18 protein-coding genes are annotated in these 21,392 nt (G+C 33.5%); 8 read left to right on the top strand and 10 right to left on the bottom strand.

Annotated features, from left to right (window positions below; translation table 11 throughout):
• Nucleotide 1: 1 nt before the first annotated feature.
• Genes H2O64_RS10595 through H2O64_RS10585 form a run of 3 tightly spaced genes read left to right on the top strand, consistent with a single transcriptional unit; the run spans nucleotide 2 to nucleotide 2,670 of the window.
• Nucleotides 2–970 (top strand): glucosamine inositolphosphorylceramide transferase family protein, encoded by a 969-nt coding sequence (locus H2O64_RS10595; RefSeq protein ID WP_187562167.1) that lies wholly within the window; start codon nucleotides 2–4, stop codon nucleotides 968–970.
• Nucleotides 971–982: 12 nt separating this feature from the next.
• A complete protein-coding gene (locus tag H2O64_RS10590; RefSeq protein WP_187562166.1) occupies nucleotides 983–1,663 on the top strand; it encodes a class I SAM-dependent methyltransferase in 681 nt (226 codons plus the stop codon).
• On the top strand, nucleotides 1,660–2,670 hold the full coding sequence (locus H2O64_RS10585; protein ID WP_187562165.1) for a glycosyltransferase family 4 protein: 1,011 nt from the start codon (nucleotides 1,660–1,662) through the stop codon (nucleotides 2,668–2,670). Before H2O64_RS10590 ends, H2O64_RS10585 begins: the two co-directional genes overlap by 4 nt.
• Nucleotides 2,671–2,838: 168 nt before the next feature.
• On the opposite strand, the gene H2O64_RS10580 is transcribed toward H2O64_RS10585, so the two are convergent.
• Nucleotides 2,839–3,717 (bottom strand): class I SAM-dependent methyltransferase, encoded by an 879-nt coding sequence (locus H2O64_RS10580; RefSeq protein WP_187562164.1) that lies wholly within the window; start codon nucleotides 3,715–3,717, stop codon nucleotides 2,839–2,841.
• 164 nt (nucleotides 3,718–3,881) lie between these two features.
• On the opposite strand from H2O64_RS10580, the gene H2O64_RS10575 reads away from it, so the two are divergent.
• The 4 genes from H2O64_RS10575 to H2O64_RS10560 all read left to right on the top strand — a co-directional run bounded on the left by H2O64_RS10575 (nucleotide 3,882) and on the right by H2O64_RS10560 (nucleotide 11,232).
• Complete coding sequence (locus H2O64_RS10575; RefSeq protein ID WP_187562163.1) at nucleotides 3,882–5,159, top strand: phenylacetate--CoA ligase family protein; 1,278 nt, start codon at nucleotides 3,882–3,884, stop codon at nucleotides 5,157–5,159.
• A gap of 9 nt (nucleotides 5,160–5,168) precedes the next feature.
• On the top strand, nucleotides 5,169–6,566 hold the full coding sequence (locus H2O64_RS10570; RefSeq protein ID WP_187562162.1) for a sugar transferase: 1,398 nt from the start codon (nucleotides 5,169–5,171) through the stop codon (nucleotides 6,564–6,566).
• Between the two features lie 381 nt (nucleotides 6,567–6,947).
• Nucleotides 6,948–8,291: an SWIM zinc finger family protein gene (locus tag H2O64_RS10565; RefSeq protein WP_187562161.1), complete on the top strand. Its 1,344-nt coding sequence runs from the start codon at nucleotides 6,948–6,950 to the stop codon at nucleotides 8,289–8,291.
• A gap of 4 nt (nucleotides 8,292–8,295) precedes the next feature.
• Nucleotides 8,296–11,232: a DUF6493 family protein gene (locus tag H2O64_RS10560; RefSeq protein ID WP_187562160.1), complete on the top strand. Its 2,937-nt coding sequence runs from the start codon at nucleotides 8,296–8,298 to the stop codon at nucleotides 11,230–11,232.
• Nucleotides 11,233–11,252: 20 nt separating this feature from the next.
• Here the strand turns inward: H2O64_RS10560 and H2O64_RS10555 are convergent, their stop codons facing one another.
• Together H2O64_RS10555 and H2O64_RS10550 are read right to left on the bottom strand one after the other, a co-directional pair.
• Nucleotides 11,253–12,443 (bottom strand): lipoprotein N-acyltransferase Lnb domain-containing protein, encoded by a 1,191-nt coding sequence (locus tag H2O64_RS10555; RefSeq protein ID WP_187562159.1) that lies wholly within the window; start codon nucleotides 12,441–12,443, stop codon nucleotides 11,253–11,255.
• Nucleotides 12,443–13,501, bottom strand: coding sequence for a putative type IX sorting system protein PorV2 (locus H2O64_RS10550; protein WP_187562158.1), 1,059 nt, complete (start codon nucleotides 13,499–13,501; stop codon nucleotides 12,443–12,445). Before H2O64_RS10550 ends, H2O64_RS10555 begins: the two co-directional genes overlap by 1 nt.
• 144 nt (nucleotides 13,502–13,645) lie before the next feature.
• Between H2O64_RS10550 and H2O64_RS10545 the strand changes: the two genes are divergently transcribed.
• Nucleotides 13,646–14,392 (top strand): CDP-alcohol phosphatidyltransferase family protein, encoded by a 747-nt coding sequence (locus H2O64_RS10545; protein WP_187562157.1) that lies wholly within the window; start codon nucleotides 13,646–13,648, stop codon nucleotides 14,390–14,392.
• 406 nt (nucleotides 14,393–14,798) lie between these two features.
• Here the strand turns inward: H2O64_RS10545 and H2O64_RS10540 are convergent, their stop codons facing one another.
• The 7 genes from H2O64_RS10540 to H2O64_RS10510 all read right to left on the bottom strand — a co-directional run bounded on the left by H2O64_RS10540 (nucleotide 14,799) and on the right by H2O64_RS10510 (nucleotide 21,325).
• Nucleotides 14,799–15,359, bottom strand: a complete 561-nt coding sequence (locus H2O64_RS10540; RefSeq protein WP_187562156.1) for a type 1 periplasmic binding fold superfamily protein — start codon at nucleotides 15,357–15,359, stop codon at nucleotides 14,799–14,801.
• Nucleotides 15,360–15,371: 12 nt separating this feature from the next.
• The gene (locus H2O64_RS10535; RefSeq protein WP_187562155.1) at nucleotides 15,372–17,774 is read right to left on the bottom strand and encodes a TonB-dependent receptor; all 2,403 of its coding nucleotides are present in this window, start codon (nucleotides 17,772–17,774) and stop codon (nucleotides 15,372–15,374) included.
• Nucleotides 17,775–17,818: 44 nt separating this feature from the next.
• Nucleotides 17,819–18,151 (bottom strand): hypothetical protein, encoded by a 333-nt coding sequence (locus tag H2O64_RS10530; RefSeq protein ID WP_187562154.1) that lies wholly within the window; start codon nucleotides 18,149–18,151, stop codon nucleotides 17,819–17,821.
• A gap of 153 nt (nucleotides 18,152–18,304) precedes the next feature.
• A complete protein-coding gene (gene lptB, locus H2O64_RS10525; RefSeq protein ID WP_187562153.1) occupies nucleotides 18,305–19,045 on the bottom strand; it encodes an LPS export ABC transporter ATP-binding protein in 741 nt (246 codons plus the stop codon).
• 147 nt (nucleotides 19,046–19,192) lie between these two features.
• A complete protein-coding gene (locus H2O64_RS10520; RefSeq protein WP_187562152.1) occupies nucleotides 19,193–19,546 on the bottom strand; it encodes a carboxymuconolactone decarboxylase family protein in 354 nt (117 codons plus the stop codon).
• Nucleotides 19,521–20,336, bottom strand: a complete 816-nt coding sequence (gene tatC / locus H2O64_RS10515) for a twin-arginine translocase subunit TatC (RefSeq protein ID WP_317173824.1) — start codon at nucleotides 20,334–20,336, stop codon at nucleotides 19,521–19,523. The genes H2O64_RS10520 and tatC overlap by 26 nt, the downstream gene beginning before the upstream one ends.
• Nucleotides 20,337–20,356: 20 nt before the next feature.
• Complete coding sequence (locus tag H2O64_RS10510; protein ID WP_187562150.1) at nucleotides 20,357–21,325, bottom strand: KpsF/GutQ family sugar-phosphate isomerase; 969 nt, start codon at nucleotides 21,323–21,325, stop codon at nucleotides 20,357–20,359.
• Nucleotides 21,326–21,392 lie beyond the last annotated feature (67 nt).

The raw sequence follows: 21,392 nt of genomic DNA, 5'->3' as shown, positions 1-21,392 counted from the left end.
TGTGAAGCTTCTAAAAAAAATCATAGGACTTATTTTCATTCTCGGAATACTATTTTCGGGCTACATTGGCTATTGTTACTTTATGAAAAAACCAGTGCCATTCTTCGGACGAAAAATAACTGGCGCGTATTATTCAATTGCTAACGGAACTTCCACAAATCCATTGCAATGGAATATAAAAGATGCAAAAGTATTTAATAGAGACACAAATAACATTCCGTCATCATTGCTCATGGCAGATCCTTTTTTACATCAAAAAGATGGAAAATGGTATGCTTTTTTTGAAATTATGAGCGGAAAACATGCCGATATTGGTGTTGCCGTAGAAGAAAATGGACACTGGAAGTATCTAGGAATTTCCCTTGATGAAACGGTTCACTTATCATATCCGTTTATCTTTGAAAAAGGAGGAACAACGTATATGATTCCTGAAACAAAACGTCATGGACAAGTGCGATTGTACAAAAGCACGAACTTTCCTTTCGATTGGGAAGTTGAAAAAGTATTGATTGAAGATAAGCGCCTAGTTGATGCAACTTATCTTGAAAGAGATGGAGTTTCGTATCTTTTCGCCACAGAAAATCAAGATTTACGATTGTACATTTCTGATAGTTTATTTGGCGATTTTAAAGAACATCCAATGTCGCCTGTACGTTCAGGAAACTATACACGTTCTGCAGGTCGTGTGTTGCAAGATGAAGGAAAGACAATTCGCTTTGCACAAGATCATTTTGGAGGTTACGGACGTGCGGTTTATGGTTTTTCAATCGATTCAATCTCAAAGACATATTACAAAGAAACGGTATTAAAAAATAACCCAATTCTAAAAAATCAAGGAGAAACTTGGGCAAAAAATGGAATGCATCACATAGATATTCATAAATTGCCAAACGGAACGTATAAAGCCATTTTTGATGGTTATGGATATGGAACAGAGAAAATTACGTTTAGCCTAAAAAACAACTTTTAACCTACAAGAAACATGAAAGCAACAAAGAAAGTTTTCAAAACAGAAATTATAAAACGCCTAAAAGCACAAGGAACTGACGAAGTTTTATCAGAAGCGGCTTTGCCTGCGTACGCGCATAAAAACCCACTAATTGATCATATCTTTTGGAAGCGTCTAAAAGTAGTTGCTGATTATGTGAAAAAGAAAAAAAATGGTACGCTAAAAGTATTAGATTTTGGTTGTGGAACAGGAGTAATGTCGTATGAATTGGCTTCAAATTCACACGAAGTTGTTGGCTTGGATTTAGACTTGCGACCTGTGCATTTACTCAAACAAGCGATCAAATATCCTGATTCTATTACTTTTATGGAAGGCGATTTGTTTGATAAAGATTTAGAAGAAAACTCGTTTGATGTAGTTATTGCGCTTGATGTTTTAGAGCACATGAACGATGAACAGCTCATAAAATACATGGAAAAGTTCAGAAGTTTACTAAAAGATGATGGTGAAGTAATTATTTCAGGACCTACGGAAAACTTTTTGTATAAAATAGGAAGAAAGCTTGCCGGACAAGATTTCACAGGAGATTATCACGATTCTGAAATACAATCAATTCGTAAAATTGTAAGCAAAACGTACAAAGTAAAAAGTTTGGCAAAAATATTACCAATCTTACCATTATTTGATGTCTTTGTAGCGCACAAAAAAGCATGATAGTTTATGTTGGAAATATCGTTTCTGGTCACGGAAAAACGGCAACAACCATTGAAACCTTAGGGAAATTACTCCAAGAAGATGGTTTTGAAGTGCGATTGACTTCCAATAAAAAAAATAAAATCCTGCGCATGTTTGACATGCTTTGGACGGTTTTTAAATACCGAAAAAAGGTAACTACTGTTTTAATTGATACATATAGTACATCCAATTTTTACTATGCATATTTGGTGAGTAAGTTGTGTATATTATTGAAAATCAAGTATATTCCGATTTTACATGGTGGAAACTTAGAAGAACGTTTAAAAAATAGCAAATCTAAAAGTGACACAATCTTCAAGAATGCAAAAGTGAATGTGTGTCCGTCATTATTCTTGAAAACTACATTTTCAAACTACGGTTACACAAACTTAGTGCATATTCCAAATAATTTAGAATTAGATCAGTATCCTTTCAAGAATCGTGAAAACGTAAAAGCAAAACTTTTATGGGTGCGATCGTTTGCCGAAATATACAATCCACAACTCGCTGTTCGGGTAGTGCACAGTTTGAAAGCTAAAGGAATTGAAGCTTCTTTGTGTATGGTTGGACCCGAAAAAGATGCTTCTTTTCAAAAAACAAAACAGTTGGCTTCAGAACTCAATGTTGAAGTCACATTCACGGGGAAACTCTCAAAACACGATTGGGTTTCACTTTCTGCGGAGTACGATATCTTTATAAATACTACAAATTTTGACAATACGCCGATCAGTCTCATTGAGGCAATGGCGCTCGGAATGCCGATTGTTTCCACGAATGTTGGTGGAATTCCATATCTAATCGAAGATCAAAAAGATGGTTTATTAGTCAAACAAAATAGTGTAGATGAAATGGTCAACGCGATTGAAAACCTTGTAAAATCTCCTGAATTAGTTCAAAAGATCACTCAAAACGCAAAAAATAAAGCAACGCAATTCGATTGGGAAGTTGTGAAATTGCAGTGGAAAGCGTTATTGTCAGATTCTTAGACTTCTTTTTTAATTTGATAATTTGAAAATGATGTTTCAAAGCCATCTCGACTGCGCTCGATGTGACATTTAGTAAAATTCGAAATTCCAATCGTCAGTTCGAGCGCATTCGAGAACAATTTTGAAATGTAATTTTCAAATTATTACATCTTCAAATTAACGAATTGATCACTTTACCTTCAATAACACATTTATACTTCCTGCTAACAACTCTTCTTCGGTGTAGTTTTCGAAGTCTTTGTGGAGCGTTAATTCCTTGAATTTTTTATACTTCTCAGAAGCTGTATCGCAGGTGTCATAATCTAACGAAACGACTTCAAAACCAGCTTCATCAAAGATTTCTAAATAATCAGGCAAGCGCAATCGATTGTGATAATCAAACTTTGTATGTTGCTCTTTCCATTCCTCAGGACTATACTTTAAAAAGTCATAATACGAAAGCGATGTATCGTTGTAAGCTCTGTGATCACTTGGCGAAATCATGTGCAAAATATAAAACGGCTTTGGCAATTTTTGCACAAAATTTTCATGAATCCGCAACAATTCTGCTGGTGGAATGTGTTCTAAGACAAATCGAGAAAAAATCAAATCAACCGCATCATTTGAAAGTGAATCTGGGTTTGCTAAATCCTTGTTCGGGTAGTATTTAATAGTGCTTGGCAATTTATACCTACCTTTTTCCGTAGTAACATCAATTTGAAACTTATCTTTAAAATACGCGTTTAGTTTCGCAATGGTTTTTGCATCGTAATGTTCGTTAATATCATACGTAACCACATTGGAAGCTTCTGCAAAATACGTGAAAAAGTAAGGAATAATCGGAGCCCAACCTGAACCTAATTCGAAAACTGTTTTGTCTTTTAATTCAATATTGGCTTCTGCCAAAATTTTTAAAGCTTCCTGAAATGAGCGATCATTCGTCTTAATTTTATAGTTTACACTGTTTCTGTTTAGAAACTTCTGTAATTGGTGATAAATACCGTAGCCAATCTTGTTGGGCAAGATATCTAACGATTTAAAAATTAAAGACTTGATTTTATGATTCATGAATGATCGGGTTCAATTGCAAAATAACAAATAAAAAATGATTATTTTCATCTGTTTATCTATATTAGATTAATTTTGTCAGATGGAATTTGTCTATAATCATATCAGTCGATCATAATTGATTGTTATGGCACATTTTATAACAGATTCGTTTTTAAAAAACCATGCTTCATAAACTCATTTTCAATATTGGCGAACGTTTACGGAATCCTTCTATTCGGAAGTGGTTTGCGTTTTTGAAACAGTCAGAAGCTTGGTCTATAGAACAATTAGAAACCTATCAATTAGCACAATTAAAGGAACTGATTTCTTTCGCGAAAGCAAATTCAACATATTATAAAGATAAATTTAAAAGTATTGATAGTAAGTCATTTAAATCTTTAGAAGACATTCAACAATTGCCGTTATTGTCAAAACAAGATGTGATTCAGTTCAACGAAAAAATTCACACGAAACATACCTTTAAAAAAGTATTTACCGCGACAACTTCAGGTTCTTCGGGCGATCCACTAGTGTATGAACGTGAAGAAAGTGCTGATTCTTTCAACAGAGCGTCTATTTTTAGAGGTTATTCATGGCATGATGTGCAGCCTTGGGAACGCAATGGTTATTTTTGGGGATTTGACTTTTCACGATTTAAACGATTCAAAATAAGTGTTTTAGATGCATTACAAAATCGTTTCCGCGTGTTTGATTACAAAGAAAAAGCATTCAAACGTTTTGTGCATAAATTGCAGCGTGCACGTTACATTCACGGGTATTCTTCCATGATTTATCAAGCTGCAAAGCTCATTAATGATAAAAAGTTGCCAAAACCGAAACATATTAAAATGGTGAAAGGAACTTCGGAGAAAATTTACGACAGTTATAAAGCCGAAATTGAAGAAGCGTTTGGTGTGCCAATTATTAGCGAATATGGCGCTGCAGAAACTGGTATTATTGCTTTTGAATGCCAAGAAGGAAACATGCATATTAACATGGAAGGTGTTTTTGTAGAAGAAATTGATAATCAAATTGTGGTGACGAATTTGCAAATGAAAACGTTTCCAATTATTCGCTATCAATTGGGCGATTATATTGAATTGGCAGCTAAAGATAGCAAGTGCACTTGTGGTAAGTCGCATTACATTCTTAATGAAGTCACCGGAAGAATAGGAACAAACGTCTATGGAAAGAAAGAAATTTACCCAAGTCTTTATTTTTATTATATTTTTAAAAATTTAGGAAAAAAACATCACCTAAAACTTACGTATCAAATTATCCAAAAAGAAAAAGGAATCCTTATATTTAACCTCGAAGAAAACCTAACTGACAAACACGAACAACTGCTAAAACAAGAGATTTTCAATTATTTTTCCGATGATATTACCTACAATATCAATCAAAATGTGAAGAAAAAAGCTGGCGACGGCAAAACTAAAAGTTTTATCTCTTATATTTAGTACTACATTATGGCCTCAAAATCTAACATACATTTCGAAATCTCGGAACGAAAACTGCTACTTAGGGTTGTTGATGTAGCTGCGCTATTTTTTGGTTTATACATCGTATCCAATATATTTGATTTTGATTATTTTATGATCAGGAAAGAGCGCTGGTTATGGATGGTAGTTTTGGTGTTGTATTATGTGCTTTTCTCTACAATTTTTGAATTGTATAGTTTGCAGAAATCAAGTCGCTATGACACTACGTTTCAAGGCATTGTGCTTACGGTTTCTATTACCGTATTGTGTTATTTATTGACACCTTTCTTTACACCTGAACTGCCTGAAAATCGATTGCAAATTATATATTTTTTCTTAGCAATTTCTGTCGCGATCTTTTTGTGGCGTTGTGCGTATATTTTCTTTATTTCTTCACCAAGATTTTTCAAAAATATCTTATTGATCGGAAGTACGGAAGAAATTAAAATTATGTCCGATGCAATTCAAAAAAACACAAAATACTATAAGATTGTTGGTTATATAGATTCAAGTTTAAACTTAACAATTAAAAGTAACGAATTAACTGATATAGAAGAAATTACAGATTTGAATCTGAAAGAAGTTGTCCAGGAAAAAGCAGTTTCAGAAATTATAATCGGAAGTAATGAACGGGAAGAATTGAGCAAGCCATTGTTTGATGGTTTGATTGCTTTGTTAGAAACTGGTTTGCCGATTAAAGAATACATACAAGTGTATGAAGAATTGACATTTCGCGTGCCTGTACAATATATTGGAAAAGATTTTTACAAGTATTTTCCGTTTAGCCGAAGCAATCAAAACAAGCTATATTTGTTTGCGCATCGGTTGTTTGATATTGTTTCTTCGATATTTGGATTATTGGTAAGCTTATTATTTCTTCCGTTTATACTCATTGGAAACTTGATAGGAAATCGTGGTCCATTATTATATACACAAAAACGTGTTGGGAAAAATGGTGTGCCTTTTAAGATTTACAAATTGCGTAGTATGGTGATTGATGCAGAAAAAGATGGTGCAGTTTGGGCAGCAAAAAATGATGCACGGATTACGAAATTTGGTAGTTTCTTGCGGAAGTCGCGATTGGATGAAGTTCCACAGTTTATCAATGTTTTAAAAGGCGAAATGAGCATGATTGGTCCACGACCAGAACGTCCTTCATTTGTAAAAAAACTTTCGGAAAGTCTCACCTTTTATGAAATTCGACATGTAGTAAAACCAGGTGTAACAGGCTGGGCGCAAGTAAAAACCGAGTACGGCGCTTCTATGGAAGACAGTTTGCGTAAGCTTCAATACGACTTGTATTATATAAAACATAGAGGGTTTTTCTTAGATTTAAACATTATTGTCAAAACCTTGAGTACTGTGTTGTTTTATCGTGGGCGATGATTTTCTGGACTTGATTAGACTTTGTTAGACTGACTTAGATTTTTAGACTTGTTGGATTAGAAACTAACTAACAAACTATTTCAAAACGTCTCTACGAGTGATTTTTTAGAATGAAATGAAGAAAAGGTGTATCGAGAAGTACTATGAAAATAATATCTTTTGCCACGAATTCACAAATGTTTTTTTAGTTTATTTATTCTTATAACAGAGTAACCTGTCTTTGCAGTAGATTTTAAATAGTGACGGACTACATTTCTTAAAATTTTTCTATCTTAGAAGAAGAAAGAAAAACACATCATTTTTTCTCTCTATATTTCCTCCAAATGAATTGATTCAACATCAATGAAAATAAACTAAAAACTCGTTTTAGAAGCGGAATATATGGCAACAAATACATTGAACTATCAATACAATGCGCTTTCAAGTTTACAAAAGAAAGCTGGACAAGAAAATTTACTATTATCAAAGTTTAATGAAGTTCACAAAGGAAATTCTCCTTGTTTTTTCTGGGGAAAACTCAATAATCCGTATGAATTGTCAAGATGTTTAATTACACTTTCAAACATTGTACAATCAAGTTTTAACTTATCACCATTTCAATTGGCATTGCTAAAAGATCCTATTGTAACAGCCGGAAATAATCAAATACGATTTGAAGGTTTTTCACATTGCGCAGGCGTGTACGCTAGAGTAGATGTATTGGAAAATGGACAAGATGGCGAATTCATCGAAAACGGAACAACCAACGTAGATTTTAATACGCCGTTGATTTCTGAATTGGGAAAGATTAAAAAAAATGACGAATTAATCTTATCTGTCGGACAAAAAGAAGTTGGTTTTCATAAAGAAGGCGAGAGTTTTATAGAACGAAAAGTACCATTGCCCACAAAATGGATTAAAGGATTAACGACAGTTCAACACTATTTCTCAGAATCAGATTATGCGTTGACACTGAATAGAATTCAAGCATTGCAACTTTTTAAAACGATTCCTTCTGGAAAAGTAAAAATCGATTATTATCTAATCAAAAGAGGAAGTAAATACCTGTTTAGTCCGCTAAAAGCAGCAAACGCAGTCTGTATTGGCGGAATTCATCGATTAAAATTATTGCAGCCATTAATTCCATTGATCAAAGAATTAAAAGTATATCCACAAAAAGATATGCAATCGATCACCTTTACATTATGTTTCAACGAATTGAATTTCGTGTTTTCTCTTTCGAGAGATTTCTGGCGTGGATTTTCTGGAGAAGGTGCAGCTTTGGAAGCATTAATAGAAGATTTGCCAGATTCATTAGTACAAGCATTTGACAATTATTCATATACAAACCAAGAATTTAATCCAACATTACTTTCGTTTGAAGAAGGCATTGATATTTCTAAAATAGACAAATTGGCCACTAAATTATCCGCGATGGGATTGTTAGGCTATGATTTGGACAAAAACGGATTCTTCTACCGAAGATTGCCTTTCAAGCTAGATCGAATTCTATCCTTAAACCCAAGATTAAAAGGCGCAGAGAAACTTCTGGAAGAAAATAAAGTAGTTATCACTTCAAAAAAAGATAACGAAATAGAAGCAAAGGTAGCTGGTAGCGGCGTACAACATTATGTAGTTTTAAAAGGCGATACGCAAAAATGTACCTGTACTTGGTTTAGTAAAAATCAAGGTGAACGCGGTGCCTGCAAGCATATCTTGGCGGTAAAGAAAAAAACAAAATCTTAAGTATATGTTTATAGAAGAACTGAAAGATATTGTAAAGCACGAAAAAGATGTCGTTCCTTTTTTGAAGAAATTGACTTCAAAAGAGAAAAGAGAATTTGTTCCTGAGCTAAAAAAGTTAGCAGATATTGTATTTGAACGCAGAGATGTAACGGAGAAAACGAAATGGGGAATGTCGTATTCTTCAGAGTCAACACATACGGATAAACAACGAGCAATTGTTGATATGGCGCGTTTTGTCTGTTTTAATAAGACAGAAGCAAGAAGAATTTTTACAAACAATAACTTTCTTTCTAATGATGATGTAATTGCAAATATACTTCCATGGTTTATACCTAAATGGTATAGTGATTTACTCAATGAAACTAATTCTTGGGGTTTGACTTATGAAAAGCTAATGCTATTATATTCTAATGGTTATTTAGAACCATCTAGCGAGCTGATTGTAGCCAGATTACCAAGTATTATTGTGAAAAGTAGTTGGGAAAATAAAGAGCATAAAAGTTTTTACACACCAGAAGTTTTAGAGGAGTATAAAGAGACCTTAGAAACACATATTTGGTATTTATTTGAAGCCGAATCTGGGATTAATAACTTTAATTATTATAACAAATTTGACAATCATAAAGGAGTAGACGATGCTTGGATATATACGATAATCAATCTCGTAGAGAAACAAAAACTAGATCGTGAAAAAACGCTAATTGCCACAATTTACACGGCTACAAAAGGATTTAATCAAAACTTAAGTGGTTGGTTTTTTGATTTACTTATAAAATTAAACCCAACAAAAGAAGAAGTATTGCGCTTGCAAGATGAATTTTATGCAGCTTTAAATGCGCCACATTCGAAAGTCGTAAACACAGTTTTAAAATACTTTAAAATCGTTGCGACGGATAAAAAATTTAAGCATGCAACTTTTGTTGAAAATGCTTCTATATTATTGAGTTCAGAAGTGAAATCGGTGGTAAGTTCTAGTTTAATGATGTTGGATAAAATTGCAAAAACACATGCTTCATCTCAAAGTATTGTTTGTAAAACTGCGTCAGAGGCATTGTTACACACGGATGAAAAGATTCAAGTTAGAGCTGCAAAGATTATTGAAAAATATGGCGATTCGACAAATGAAGAATTGCGAGACGAAATAGAAATGTACACTGATGGTTTGTTGTATGCTGCCAAAGAAATTCTGAGCGAATATATAAGCGCCGAAACTGAAGAAACCAATGAAGAAGAAATTGACGCAATTGAAGAAATAACAATACTTTCAGAAGAAAATAAATTACCAGTATATGAAACGATAGATGATCTTATTTTCTTTGTGAGTCAGGCAATAGATAATAATGAAGTCTATCACATTGATTTGTTATTGGCGAATTTACCAAAATTGAACCTTTTGATCAATTCAGAAAACGCATCAAGATTAGCTCCAATTTTAAAACGCTCTTTTGATCTTGTATTTATTACAGAATGGATTACACAAGTTGGAAATATTGAGGTTGCAGCAGCAGATTACATCAATGATTTTGGTAAAATGTTGGTGCGAAAATATCCTGCGGAGTTGCGAGACTTCTGGAGATATACGGTAGAAAAAACGAAAGATATCAGGCATTATGAACGTGATAATAAAGATTACTCAGTTGAATTAGAGAAGCGCTCCATTCCGGGGTATATTTATAATTTGTATCGTTTTTTATTCATAAGATCGAAAGAATTTATCCAAAAAGGACAAGCATTTCCGTTGTTATCAACGCCAACACATACGCCATGTTGGATTGCTCCAGCAGTATTTTTGGATCGAATTCTCCAATATCAAAATACAAATAAGAAGTTTGATTTCAACGATTATCAAATCGCGATTGGTCGTTTGCCGATTACTGAATGCACCAAAGAAATTACTGAAAAAATTGCTCAAATTCAATCCAAAGAACTCCAAGAAGTACTGCGCTACCATTTTAACTTGACAAGTTTAAAAGAAAGCAAGATTATGCGACCAGCATTGTGGATGCAAAGCATTTTGAGTAAAAAAAATGCGGAAGATATCAACTATTTTGAGGAAGATTTAGGTTATTCATTACAAAAAGAAATGGCTTTCTATACTTGGGCATGTATGTCGCGAGAACGTACCTTTAAATTATATGATTATCAAGCTGGAAAATATACAAATGAAAAAGTAACTGAAAAGAAATTATATTTTAATGAATTTCTCCCCAAAAAATTTGAATATGCATCTTTACTTACGAGTATAAAAGATTTTTTCAAAGGCAACAAACGCAAAGTTGTACATCAAAATAGCATCTACAAATTTATCCGCATTAGAAAGCAGCAATTTACAACCTTAATCCAGCCAAATGATGATTTGAAGTTTTTGCTTTTAACACCAAACAATCCATGTGTTTTTTTAAGTCAAGTGATTCATAACAACCTGCAGGAATCCACATTTTTTGATGAAGGCACCAGAAAGAATATGATCAATATTTTAAAAGGATTGTATGAAATATGGAATCGTGAGGATTATTTTGAAACGACGTATTTGTTTCTGGCAACAGGATTTTTGTGTAGTGATAAAGTAGCAAGAGACATTGCGGCAGAAATCTGGATAAAAGCAAATTCAACAGCAACGATGAATAATGTGCTTTTAGGTAAAACGCTAGGGAAACTTCAATTTGGGGATTATGCACCAATGAAACGATTCACAGATCTGATCACAGAAAGCATGTTTGCCATATCTACACTACACAATAAGCGTTTGTTTGAACTTATAAATGCAATGATTAGCACGATGAATGATACGCCAATACGAGGCGTAAAAAAACTATTAGAACTCTTTTTAGAACTCAAACGCACATTCCCAGAAGCTGCAATTAGTGATGAAACGACAGAGAAACTGACTGTTTGGAAAACTTCAAAAACGTTGAAGGCTGTTGTGGAGAAGTTGATTTGATTAGTTTGAAAGATGCATACTTACACTTCCTTCAACCTCAAAAAGTAATACGTCAAATACGCATACCGAACTGCCAACGCAATCAATAAGGGAATAGCGGCTAACGCAAACTGTTCAAAATCTATCAGCCATAAGAAAGTTAATACAACGAGTAATACCAACAAAAAAGCAGAATGTCTCCACAATGCTTTGCATTCTTGTTTTTTAGCTAAGAATTTGTACGCAAACAATACATTTGGTGCAAACAACCAGAATACGTTCATGTTTGTGTATGTCGCGGTATGGTCAGTAGCAAACCAAAGTAATAGAATCACAATTCCAGCGATTCCATTGACTAATAATATGGTGAAATCTAGCCAGCGTGTGCGTTTACTGTTTTTATAATCAAGAAAAGTAATGATCAAAACAATCAATAGTAAGATGGAGAATATTATGTATGGACTAAATAGTATATTTTTGCTTGTAGCAGCGTTTTCAGGCGCTTCTAAGATCAAATTGGTTTCTTTGACTAATGGAGTACCGTCTTGTTTTGTGGCATTCGCAAACGCTTTAAAAACATATTCGGGTAAAAACTGGTATTCTTTCGGTTCCGCAACTTTATCAATGACAGCTCCTAAAGCAATGTCAATTCCGAAACTTGACCACGAATTGGAATCTAAGTTAGCGTGAATTAAATCTCTAAAGCTATTTTCTTCGGTTAAATGATCTTCATTAAAAATAAATGCATCTCCAAAATTCTCTTGAATAATGTCTCTTTTTTTCGTCGCACAATTATTGAAGAAGAAATCATATTTATAATTCCTGTTTTCTTCTTTGTAATTATTCTCTAAGTATTCAAATAACTGTCGGACTTGTTCCGGAGTGAAATCTAACACTTGGGCTTTTACCCAACGTTTTTCTTGTTTATAGGTATATATAAATCTTTTAAAACTACTTCTGCCAAGTTGATACGGAAGTTTTCCGCGTGCAAATTTTACATAAAATAAAGGTGTGTCAAAATCAAAGGTTCCGTAGTTGTAAACCATATCATAACCATACACAGGATCTTGGAAACGAAATGCGCTATGTCCAAAGGAAGAGTACAATTCTTCGCCAGCACTACAAGTTATGACTGAAAAATAGGCTTCTGAAGATATTTTTACACGATTTGCTTCTTGCCCAAACAGCATTCCTGCATATAAAAAGAGTAGAAGTAGACTCGCTTTTTTCATTATCTAAATAAGCTCCAATCGATTTTTAATGAGAATACATTTGAATACACAGCTGCGCTTTGATCACCAATATCTGTCAACGCGTAATCAACTTGAATTCCTTTGTATTTAAAACCAATTCCAATATTTGGTTGAAACGTCAACGATTCAGAACCAAAATTGTTTTCGTTTTGGAAATTTCCAACGCCAGCGCGTAAAAATACCAAATCGGTATAGGCAAATTGAAGTCCGACAGCAGGCGTAATACTTGCAAACGAAGTAGAAATGATGTCATTTGTTTCTGCAAAACGCATGTTTAAATCCACTTCCGCCGTTAAGGTATAATCATAACTAAACGTAAATGATCGCGCAACTCCGAATTGTAATTTAGGAATCGTAATTTCGGTAGTTTCTGGTAAATCTTGTGTTGGAATTTGATCGCTTACAGCGCTGAATAAATCTTCATCAATGCTCCACGTGTTGAATGTTGTCGTGATATCACGTGCCATCAAACCAAATTTCCAATCTTTATGTTTAAATTGAATTCCTAAGTCAAATCCAAATCCCCAAGAAGAAGCAAAATCCCCAATAATTCTACGAATTACTTTGGCATTAATTCCATAATTTAATCCTTGTACGGGCAATTTTCGTGCATACGAAAACGTAATTCCGTAATCGGCAGTAGAGAAGAGGCTGATTCTATTAAAATCAATATTTCCTTGACTATCAATTAATTGTGTAGTATTTAAGATATCATCAACTCCAAAACGAATTAATGAAATTCCCCAAGCACTTCTATCGTCAATTGGCATTGCAAACGCAGCATAATCATACAAAGCAATATTTGCAAAATAACTAGAGTGCATTAACGCCATTTGTTTGTCTTCCAAACCGATCAATCCCGCAGGATTCCAGTATCCAGAATTTACGTCATTAATATTAGCAACAACGGCATTTCCCATACCAAAAGCGGCAGCGTCAACACCAATATTCATAAATTCATTGGAATACTTAGCAACAGATTGACTGTACGCTTGGTGGGTAATTATTATAAAGAGGAGAACTAATGACTTTTTCAAGAGTGTAATTTTTTATACAAAGATGCAATTTTCTAACCTAATAAACTCAAAAAATACACAGATATTGTATGGATTCACAGAACATTTTCACTTCTTTTCAGTGGAGTTTATAAACTTTAATTATTTTTACAAAAAATCAGATACATGAATATCAAGAAACACATTCCAAACTTTATCACTTTATTAAATTTATTTTGCGGTTGTTTGGCTGTAATTTTTGCGGTGAAAAATCAATTAGAAATTGCCGCATTTTTTGTGTTTTTAGGAATATTTTTTGACTTTTTTGACGGCCTGGCAGCCAGATTGTTGAAGGTGCAAAGTGAATTGGGTTTACAACTAGATTCGTTAGCAGATATGGTAACCAGTGGTGTTGTTCCCGGAATTTTCATGTATCAATTATTTAACAGATCCTTAGATATACACGAGAAAGTGAACGACGGACATTCTTGGTCAGATTCGTGGCATTGGTTTCAAAATGAAGTACAATTATTGCCGTTGTTTGGACTTTTAATTGCGCTTGCTTCTGCGTATCGCTTGGCAAAATTCAATATAGATGAAAACCAAACCTCATCGTTTATCGGATTGCCAACTCCAGCAAATACCTTATTAATCATCTCTTTGCCATTAATTTTAATGTATCAAGGAAGTGAAATTGTGGATGCGATCATTTTAAACAAATGGTTTTTAGTGGGAATGACCTTAGTAAGTAGTTATTTACTCAATGCAAACATTCCGTTATTTGCCTTAAAATTTAAAGATTGGAGCTTTAAAAACAATGCTGTAAAGTATATTTTCTTAGCAATATGTATTGCATTATTACTCTTTTTACACTTTTTAGCCATTCCGATTATTATTTTGCTATACGTAGTACTTTCGATTATTAAGAAGTAAAAAATAAAACGAACCGCGAAGTTCGCTTTAAAGTTTTAGATGTCTCCATCAGTAGCACCAATGAAACCGCCAACGATTAATTGAGCGTTTTCGATTTGGTAGTGTGCAAGTTGATTTAATGCTTTCATAATAATGAGTTTTAAAATTAATAATGAAGCTAAAGTAGTAGAGTAGTGCTAGTAATAATAATTAAGTATCTGACAATTCACGGAATTATCAGATATAGAAAAAGTAAAAACTAATTAGTATTATAGTTTTATATGAATGTATTCTTGAAAAATTAGAAGGTTCTCTTTATAAAATTATATAGAATTCATATTAATTATAAAACACGAAAAAGGCGGTATTCTTTAATTAGAATACCGCCTTTTTTATGAAATTTGATGTTATTATTTATAACAAAACATTACTGCACAGTTACCGTAAACGTTGATGAAATATCCGTTTCACCACCTGCATCTGCCAAACCTGTATTTGGTTTTGTTGGCTCATGACGTAAGGTTACTGTAAATGTTCCAGTGCTTGCTGCGCCAGTTGTTAAATCGAAAGTAATTCCTAACGGATTCATATTTGCATCAAGATCATAATTTGATGTTGTCAAATCTAAGCTTGCGTTTGTTGTATAAAAAAATTGGTGTTCTTCAGCTTCCGCCTGTACTTCCGACGTAATATTATCCGCAGGCGTAACCGTTTCGTTTAACAAAACTACAGCTCCGTTATAGGTTGTCATTGCGGCTAAATCACCAGACACAGTAATTACTGGATCATTTGGTCCATCTCCATCCAAATCACTTGATTCTAATGTAATTGCTGTTCCACCACCAGTTGGCGTTAATGTAACTGTTACGGTTGTAATCAGTTCTTCTTCATTCACAGGAACTGGAGCGTCATCATCACTAGAACATGCGATAAAGAGTGAACTAAATAGGGTAATAATTACTAAAGTTGAAAATTTATATGTATTCATAGTTGTCTTTTTTTAATACGTTATTTTTAAATTGATTGAAAAATTTCTACCCAAATCATCTGCATAATAACGCACACGGTTTAAGTAATTTCTATAATTAGTATTGAATATGTTTGAAACAGATACACCAACATTTAGCATAGATGTTTTACTGAGCTTAAAATCAGCACTAGAATTTAAGTGTAGTAAATGGTATGCGTCTGGTGACGTACTTACATCTACCAATTCTTGGGTATTTGTTTCTGGAATGAAAACTTCAAAATTATTGTCTGGGAATTCATTTTGTCTAAATGTATATTCACTTTTGACTTCAAATCTGAAGTTTTTAAAATTACTATTTTGATATACTAAGCCATTTGTAATATTTACAGGTGGAATGTCTATCAAAGGAAGATCTAATGTTCTGTCATATCCTTTTACCATTGAAAATTGATGAAAGAAATTCAAATTTTTCGTGAATACAAGTGACGCGTCAATGTCAACTCCTAATAAGCGAGCATCAGTTTGTCGGTATTCCCATACTTGGAAGTTGCCACGTATGGTTTGTTGAATTTCTGTTGGTTCAATGATCATAAAATCATTGATTAAATTGATATATGGATTGATTGAAAAACCAAAGACAGTTCCTTTTTTTTGCAATGTTAATGACACTTTGTGTGCGATTTCCGAATTGAAACGTACATCTCCTAATTCTATGCGCGATGCGGAATGATGCAAACCTTCACTAAATAATTCTGATGGATTTGGTGCGCGAGATACCAACGAATAATTAGCAAATAGTTTGTATTGATCATTAAATGTATAGCGAATACCTAATGTTGCGGAAGCATTCGAAAAGTTTAGTTTTGGATTTGTCAAAATTTGGTTTCCAAATTCTTCTACAATAATATCAGGAATTAATTCATCATAGTTTCGGTCTTCCCAAAAAGAAGTGCGGTAAAATTTTTGCGCATCGATATGAATATAATCAAAACGACCGCCAAATTCTACCAACCAATTCTCATTAATAGATATATCGGCAATACCATAAATTCCAACATTAATTCGTTCATAATCTGGAATTAATCTTCTGACACCTGTATTTGGGTTGGCAATATTTTCTTGATATTGCGTCATCAAACCAGTTTTCAGGTTAAAAAGATCAGTATTGTTTGTATCTAAGTCAAGACGTATTGTATGTGAATTCAGTGTTAAATCTAATGATGCATTATCAGTATCATCACCACGTCGCACATCGAATTCCAAACGGTTATTTTGTTGAAAATCGTATTGGAAACTAATTTTCCCTAATTTTTTAAAGTTTTTAAATCCACGTATTTTAAATAGATGATGTGTTACATCTTGCTTTGGAGCGTCTATTTTATATGTGAAATCTCTAATAATTAATGGAATACCACTATTAATGGCACGCACTTGGTCACTTGCACCGCCAATGTGCGACGCACTCAAAATGCCAATTTCATTTTTAAAGAAAGAATAATACGCTTCTACACCATAATCAAAACGATTGATCCCAATTCTGGCAGCAATGTTTCGACCAAAAACACCCGTATTGCTCAGTACATAATCTGGAGCTTCATAGTCGCCGTAGCGTTTTAGCGTTCCTTGTACTGAACCATACCAACCATTCTGGTAGCTTTTGGTAAGTGTAGATGTCAAAATTCCGCCACGACCATTTGTTGCGGCAGACATGAGCGTTTTTCCATATATTGTATCTTTTACAGGAATTTTGGAAGCTTCTGTAATTATGATCCCACCAACGGCATCACCACTATATTTTAAGGAACCAGCACCTTTAATAAGGGTAATATTACCGATAGCATTCACATCAACACTTGGAGCGTGTTCAGCTCCCCATTCTTGATCTTCCATTCGGACACCATTATTCATCACAACAATACGACTACTGTGTACACCATTTATAATAGGTTTTACTACAGCATTTCCTGTATTGAGAGAAGAAACACCACTCAACGTATTTAAAATGTCTCCTAAAGAGCCATTACTATAACGATCTAATTGTTTTTCCGTTATTTTTTGCTCGAAATTTGTTTTGGTTTTTCTTCCATAAATTGAAGCATTTAACGTAATTGCATTTAGCTCTTCTAAGTGATGTTCTAAACGAAAGTTTTTTTCCGTATTACCAGAAACCTTCACTTTAAAAGCTTGTGTTGCACAATTAGGGTGTGATATTTGGATTGAGTACGTTCCTTCGCAGAGTTTCGTAAAAGCAAACGTTCCATCAATTGAGGACTGCGTTACTTTTTCAAATCCGGCGATAATAAGCGTTGCGCCTGGAAGCACAGAATCATCATGTAAATCAATTACTTTACCAGTCAGTGTAAAATTGCAATTTTCTTGTGCTTTTGCAAAAAGTCCACTACATAGCAGTAATATATAGATATATTTACGCATGTAAATTCTTAATTAAAAAATAAAATGTTTTAAAATGTTTTAAATCAAGAAAAGATTGGTGGTGCACGTAATTGTTTGCTCGTAAGCGGTGCATAATTACATAGAGGCGTAGTGGAGCCTAATGTTGTTTTGAAAATTATTGGAGGCAATTCTAATTTTGGAAGACTTGTAACTTCATAAATGAAATTTGTAAAGTGATAAGTACACGAATCACAATGCAGATTGCCTTCATGAATGTGTGCTTTTTGTTCTTTACACCAAGTGTACTCGTGATCTTCCGTTAATTGATGTGAAAACTGTATCAAAGAAGGCAACACCAATGTTACAACGAACAGTGATGCTATGGTAATTTCTTTTATTTTTTGTACAACTTTCATAATTTCTCCTTGCAATCTTAGTGAAATTAACCACTAATGATCTTAACAAAAGTAACGAATACTTTTATGTAAAAAAAATTAACTTTTTTAGAATTCACGCTTTAGACAAAGTAGGAGCGGTTTGTTAAAGAGATTCAATTCAATTTATTAGATTTAAAAATCGAGTTTCTTTTCTCGCAACTCAAAGTTTTGTCCTAAATACACTTTTCTAACCATTTCATCTTCAGCCAATTCTTTTGGTTTTCCTGCTTTTAATATGTTTCCTTCAAACATTAAATAGGTTCTATCGGTAATCGCTAATGTTTCTTGTACGTTGTGATCGGTAATTAAAATTCCAATGTTTTTATTTTTTAAATGTGCAATGATTCGCTGAATGTCTTCTACTGCAACTGGATCAACACCAGCAAAAGGTTCATCCAACAATACAAAACTAGGGTCTGTTGCTAAGGCACGTGCAATTTCAGTACGTCTTCGTTCTCCACCAGACAATAAATCGCCACGGTTTTTACGAATGTGACCTAAACCAAACTCTTCAATGAGCGATTCCATTTTCATGACTTGCTCTTTCTTTGATAGTTTGGTTAATTGTAATACACTTAAAATGTTTTCTTCAATGCTTAGTTTTCTAAATACAGAAGCTTCTTGCGCCAAATAACCAATTCCGTTTTGCGCACGTTTGTACATTGGATAATTGGTGATTTCCATATTGTCCAAAAAGATTTTTCCGCCATTAGGCTTTATCAATCCTACAATCATGTAAAAAGAAGTAGTTTTTCCAGCTCCATTTGGACCTAGTAAACCAACAATTTCTCCTTGATTTACTTCCAATGAAATTCCTTTTACAACTTTTCGTCCTTTGTAGGACTTCATGATACTATCGGCTCTTAAAATCATATATTTTGTTCATTAAACAGCGTAAAAATACTATTTTCAGTAGAACACTGATACTTTTTAATACTAAATTAACGTCGCTAAATCTATATCTTATCTAAACTCTAACAGCGAAGCGATCTAAATTCTAGTAGCAAAGCGGTCTAAAATCTAATTTTGCGATTGTTCTTCTAATGCTTCCCAATATTCGTAGGCTCTGCGTAAATGTGGAATTACGATTGTTCCTCCAATTAAAGTTGCAATACTTAAGGTTTCCATCACTTGTTCTTTGCTCAAACCTTCTTTGTAACATGCTTCTAAATGATATTTTACACAATCATCACAACGCAATACAGTAGAAGCTACCAAACCTAGTAATTCCTTAGTTTTTACATCTAAAGAACCTTCTGAAAAAGCATTTGTATCTAAGTTAAAGATTCGTTTGATTACTTTGTTATTGTCTGCTAAAATTTTATCATTCATTTTAGCACGATATGTATTAAATTCCTCTACTTGATTGCTCATTTTTTAATTTCTTTTTTAAATTTTTCTCAACTCTTTTTGATATGATGATTCCTACTTGGTACAGCAGCATTATTGGAATCGCTACCACAATTTGACTGGCAACATCGGGCGGCGTAATAATAGCGGAAAGAATTAAAACGACAACAAGCGCATGTTTTCTATACTTGCGTAAGAATGCAGGTGTGATTAATCCTAATTTTGATAGGAAATAGATGACTAGTGGTAATTCAAATACCAATGAAATCCCTAGTAATGTGTTTGTTAATAGGCTAATATGCGATTGTGCTAAAATTGTATTTTTTATCTGATCAGTAATCTTAAAGTTATAGAAAAAATACGATGACATTGGCATAATTACGTAGTAACTAAATAATAATCCGATGAAAAATAGGAATGAAGCTAAGAAGATAAACCATCTTGATTTTCCGCGTTCTTTTGGACTTAACCCAGGAGCGATGAATCGCCACATTTCATATAAAACATACGGAAAGGCAAGAATTAACCCTAGAATTAACGCTGTCCAAATTGCCATGGTAAACTGACCCGTAACATCAATATTGACCAAGTCATCATCAAATGTTAGTGAACAAAAGTCGCTATCGAGACCTATTAATTGAAAAGAATCACAGAAAAACTGATAGGTTACAAAAGTTCCATCTAAATGTACAATTAATAAATTGTCGTAAATAGGTTCTATGTATATAAATACAACACACGCTATGATAAATATGACTGCAAAACTGCGGATAAGATGCCATCTTAGTTCTTCTAAATGATCTAAGAATGACATTTCGTTTTTGTTTTTCCCCATTATAAGATTCCTTCTTTTACTAAATCATGCAAATGTACGATTCCTTTGTATTTTCCAGCCTCTTCTACCATTAATTGTGAAATTCCGTTGTCTTCCATGATTTCTAAGGCTTCAACCGCCATTGCATCGTTTTCAACTCGTTTTGGATTGGACGACATAATATTTGTAGCTTTCAAGTCGCCAATAAAATCATTATCAGCTAACATACGTCGAATATCTCCATCCGTAATGACTCCAATAATTTCATTTGTTTCATTAATAACGGCAGTTGCGCCCATCATTCCTTTGGAAATTTCTATAATGACATCTTTTACAGAACTATCTTCGTATACTTTTGGTTTTTGATTCACGGAAGCTAAATCACTTACGCGTAGGTATAATTTTTTCCCTAAAGCACCACCTGGATGATATTTTGCAAAGTCCTTGCTTGAAAAACCTCTTAGTTCTAATAAACAAACCGCTAATGCATCTCCTAAAACTAACTGTGCAGTTGTGCTTGTTGTTGGCGCCAAATTGTTTGGACATGCTTCTTTTTCCGCGTACGCGTGCAATACATAATCGGCTTGTATGCCTAAAAATGATTCTTTATTGGATGTAATTGCGATTAATTTATTGTTACTATTCTTAATCAAAGGAACTAACACTTTGATTTCGGGAGTATTACCACTTTTTGAAATACAAATTACAGTATCATGTTCTTGAATGATTCCTAAATCACCATGAATTGCATCTGCGGCATGCATAAAAATTGCTGGTGTTCCTGTGGAATTCAGTGTTGCAACGATTTTTGTGGCTATGTTGGCACTTTTCCCAATTCCTGTAACGACAACTCTTCCATTAGATTCATAGATATATGAGACAGCTTCTGCAAACTCATGATCAATTAAAGGAATTAAATTTTGGATCGCATCACATTCTGTTTGAACGGTTTGCTTGGCAACACTAATAATGTTATCTTTATATTTCAAAATGAATAAATTTAAAAAATTGTTGTTACTAAAGAAAATAGTATCTTTAGTGTATGCAAATGTATGT

It is taken from the genome of Kordia aestuariivivens (genome assembly GCF_014397005.1).
Taxonomy (GTDB): domain Bacteria; phylum Bacteroidota; class Bacteroidia; order Flavobacteriales; family Flavobacteriaceae; genus Kordia; species Kordia aestuariivivens.
The sequence above is the reverse complement of the archived record's forward strand: the minus strand, read 5'-3'. Positions and strand labels throughout refer to the sequence as shown.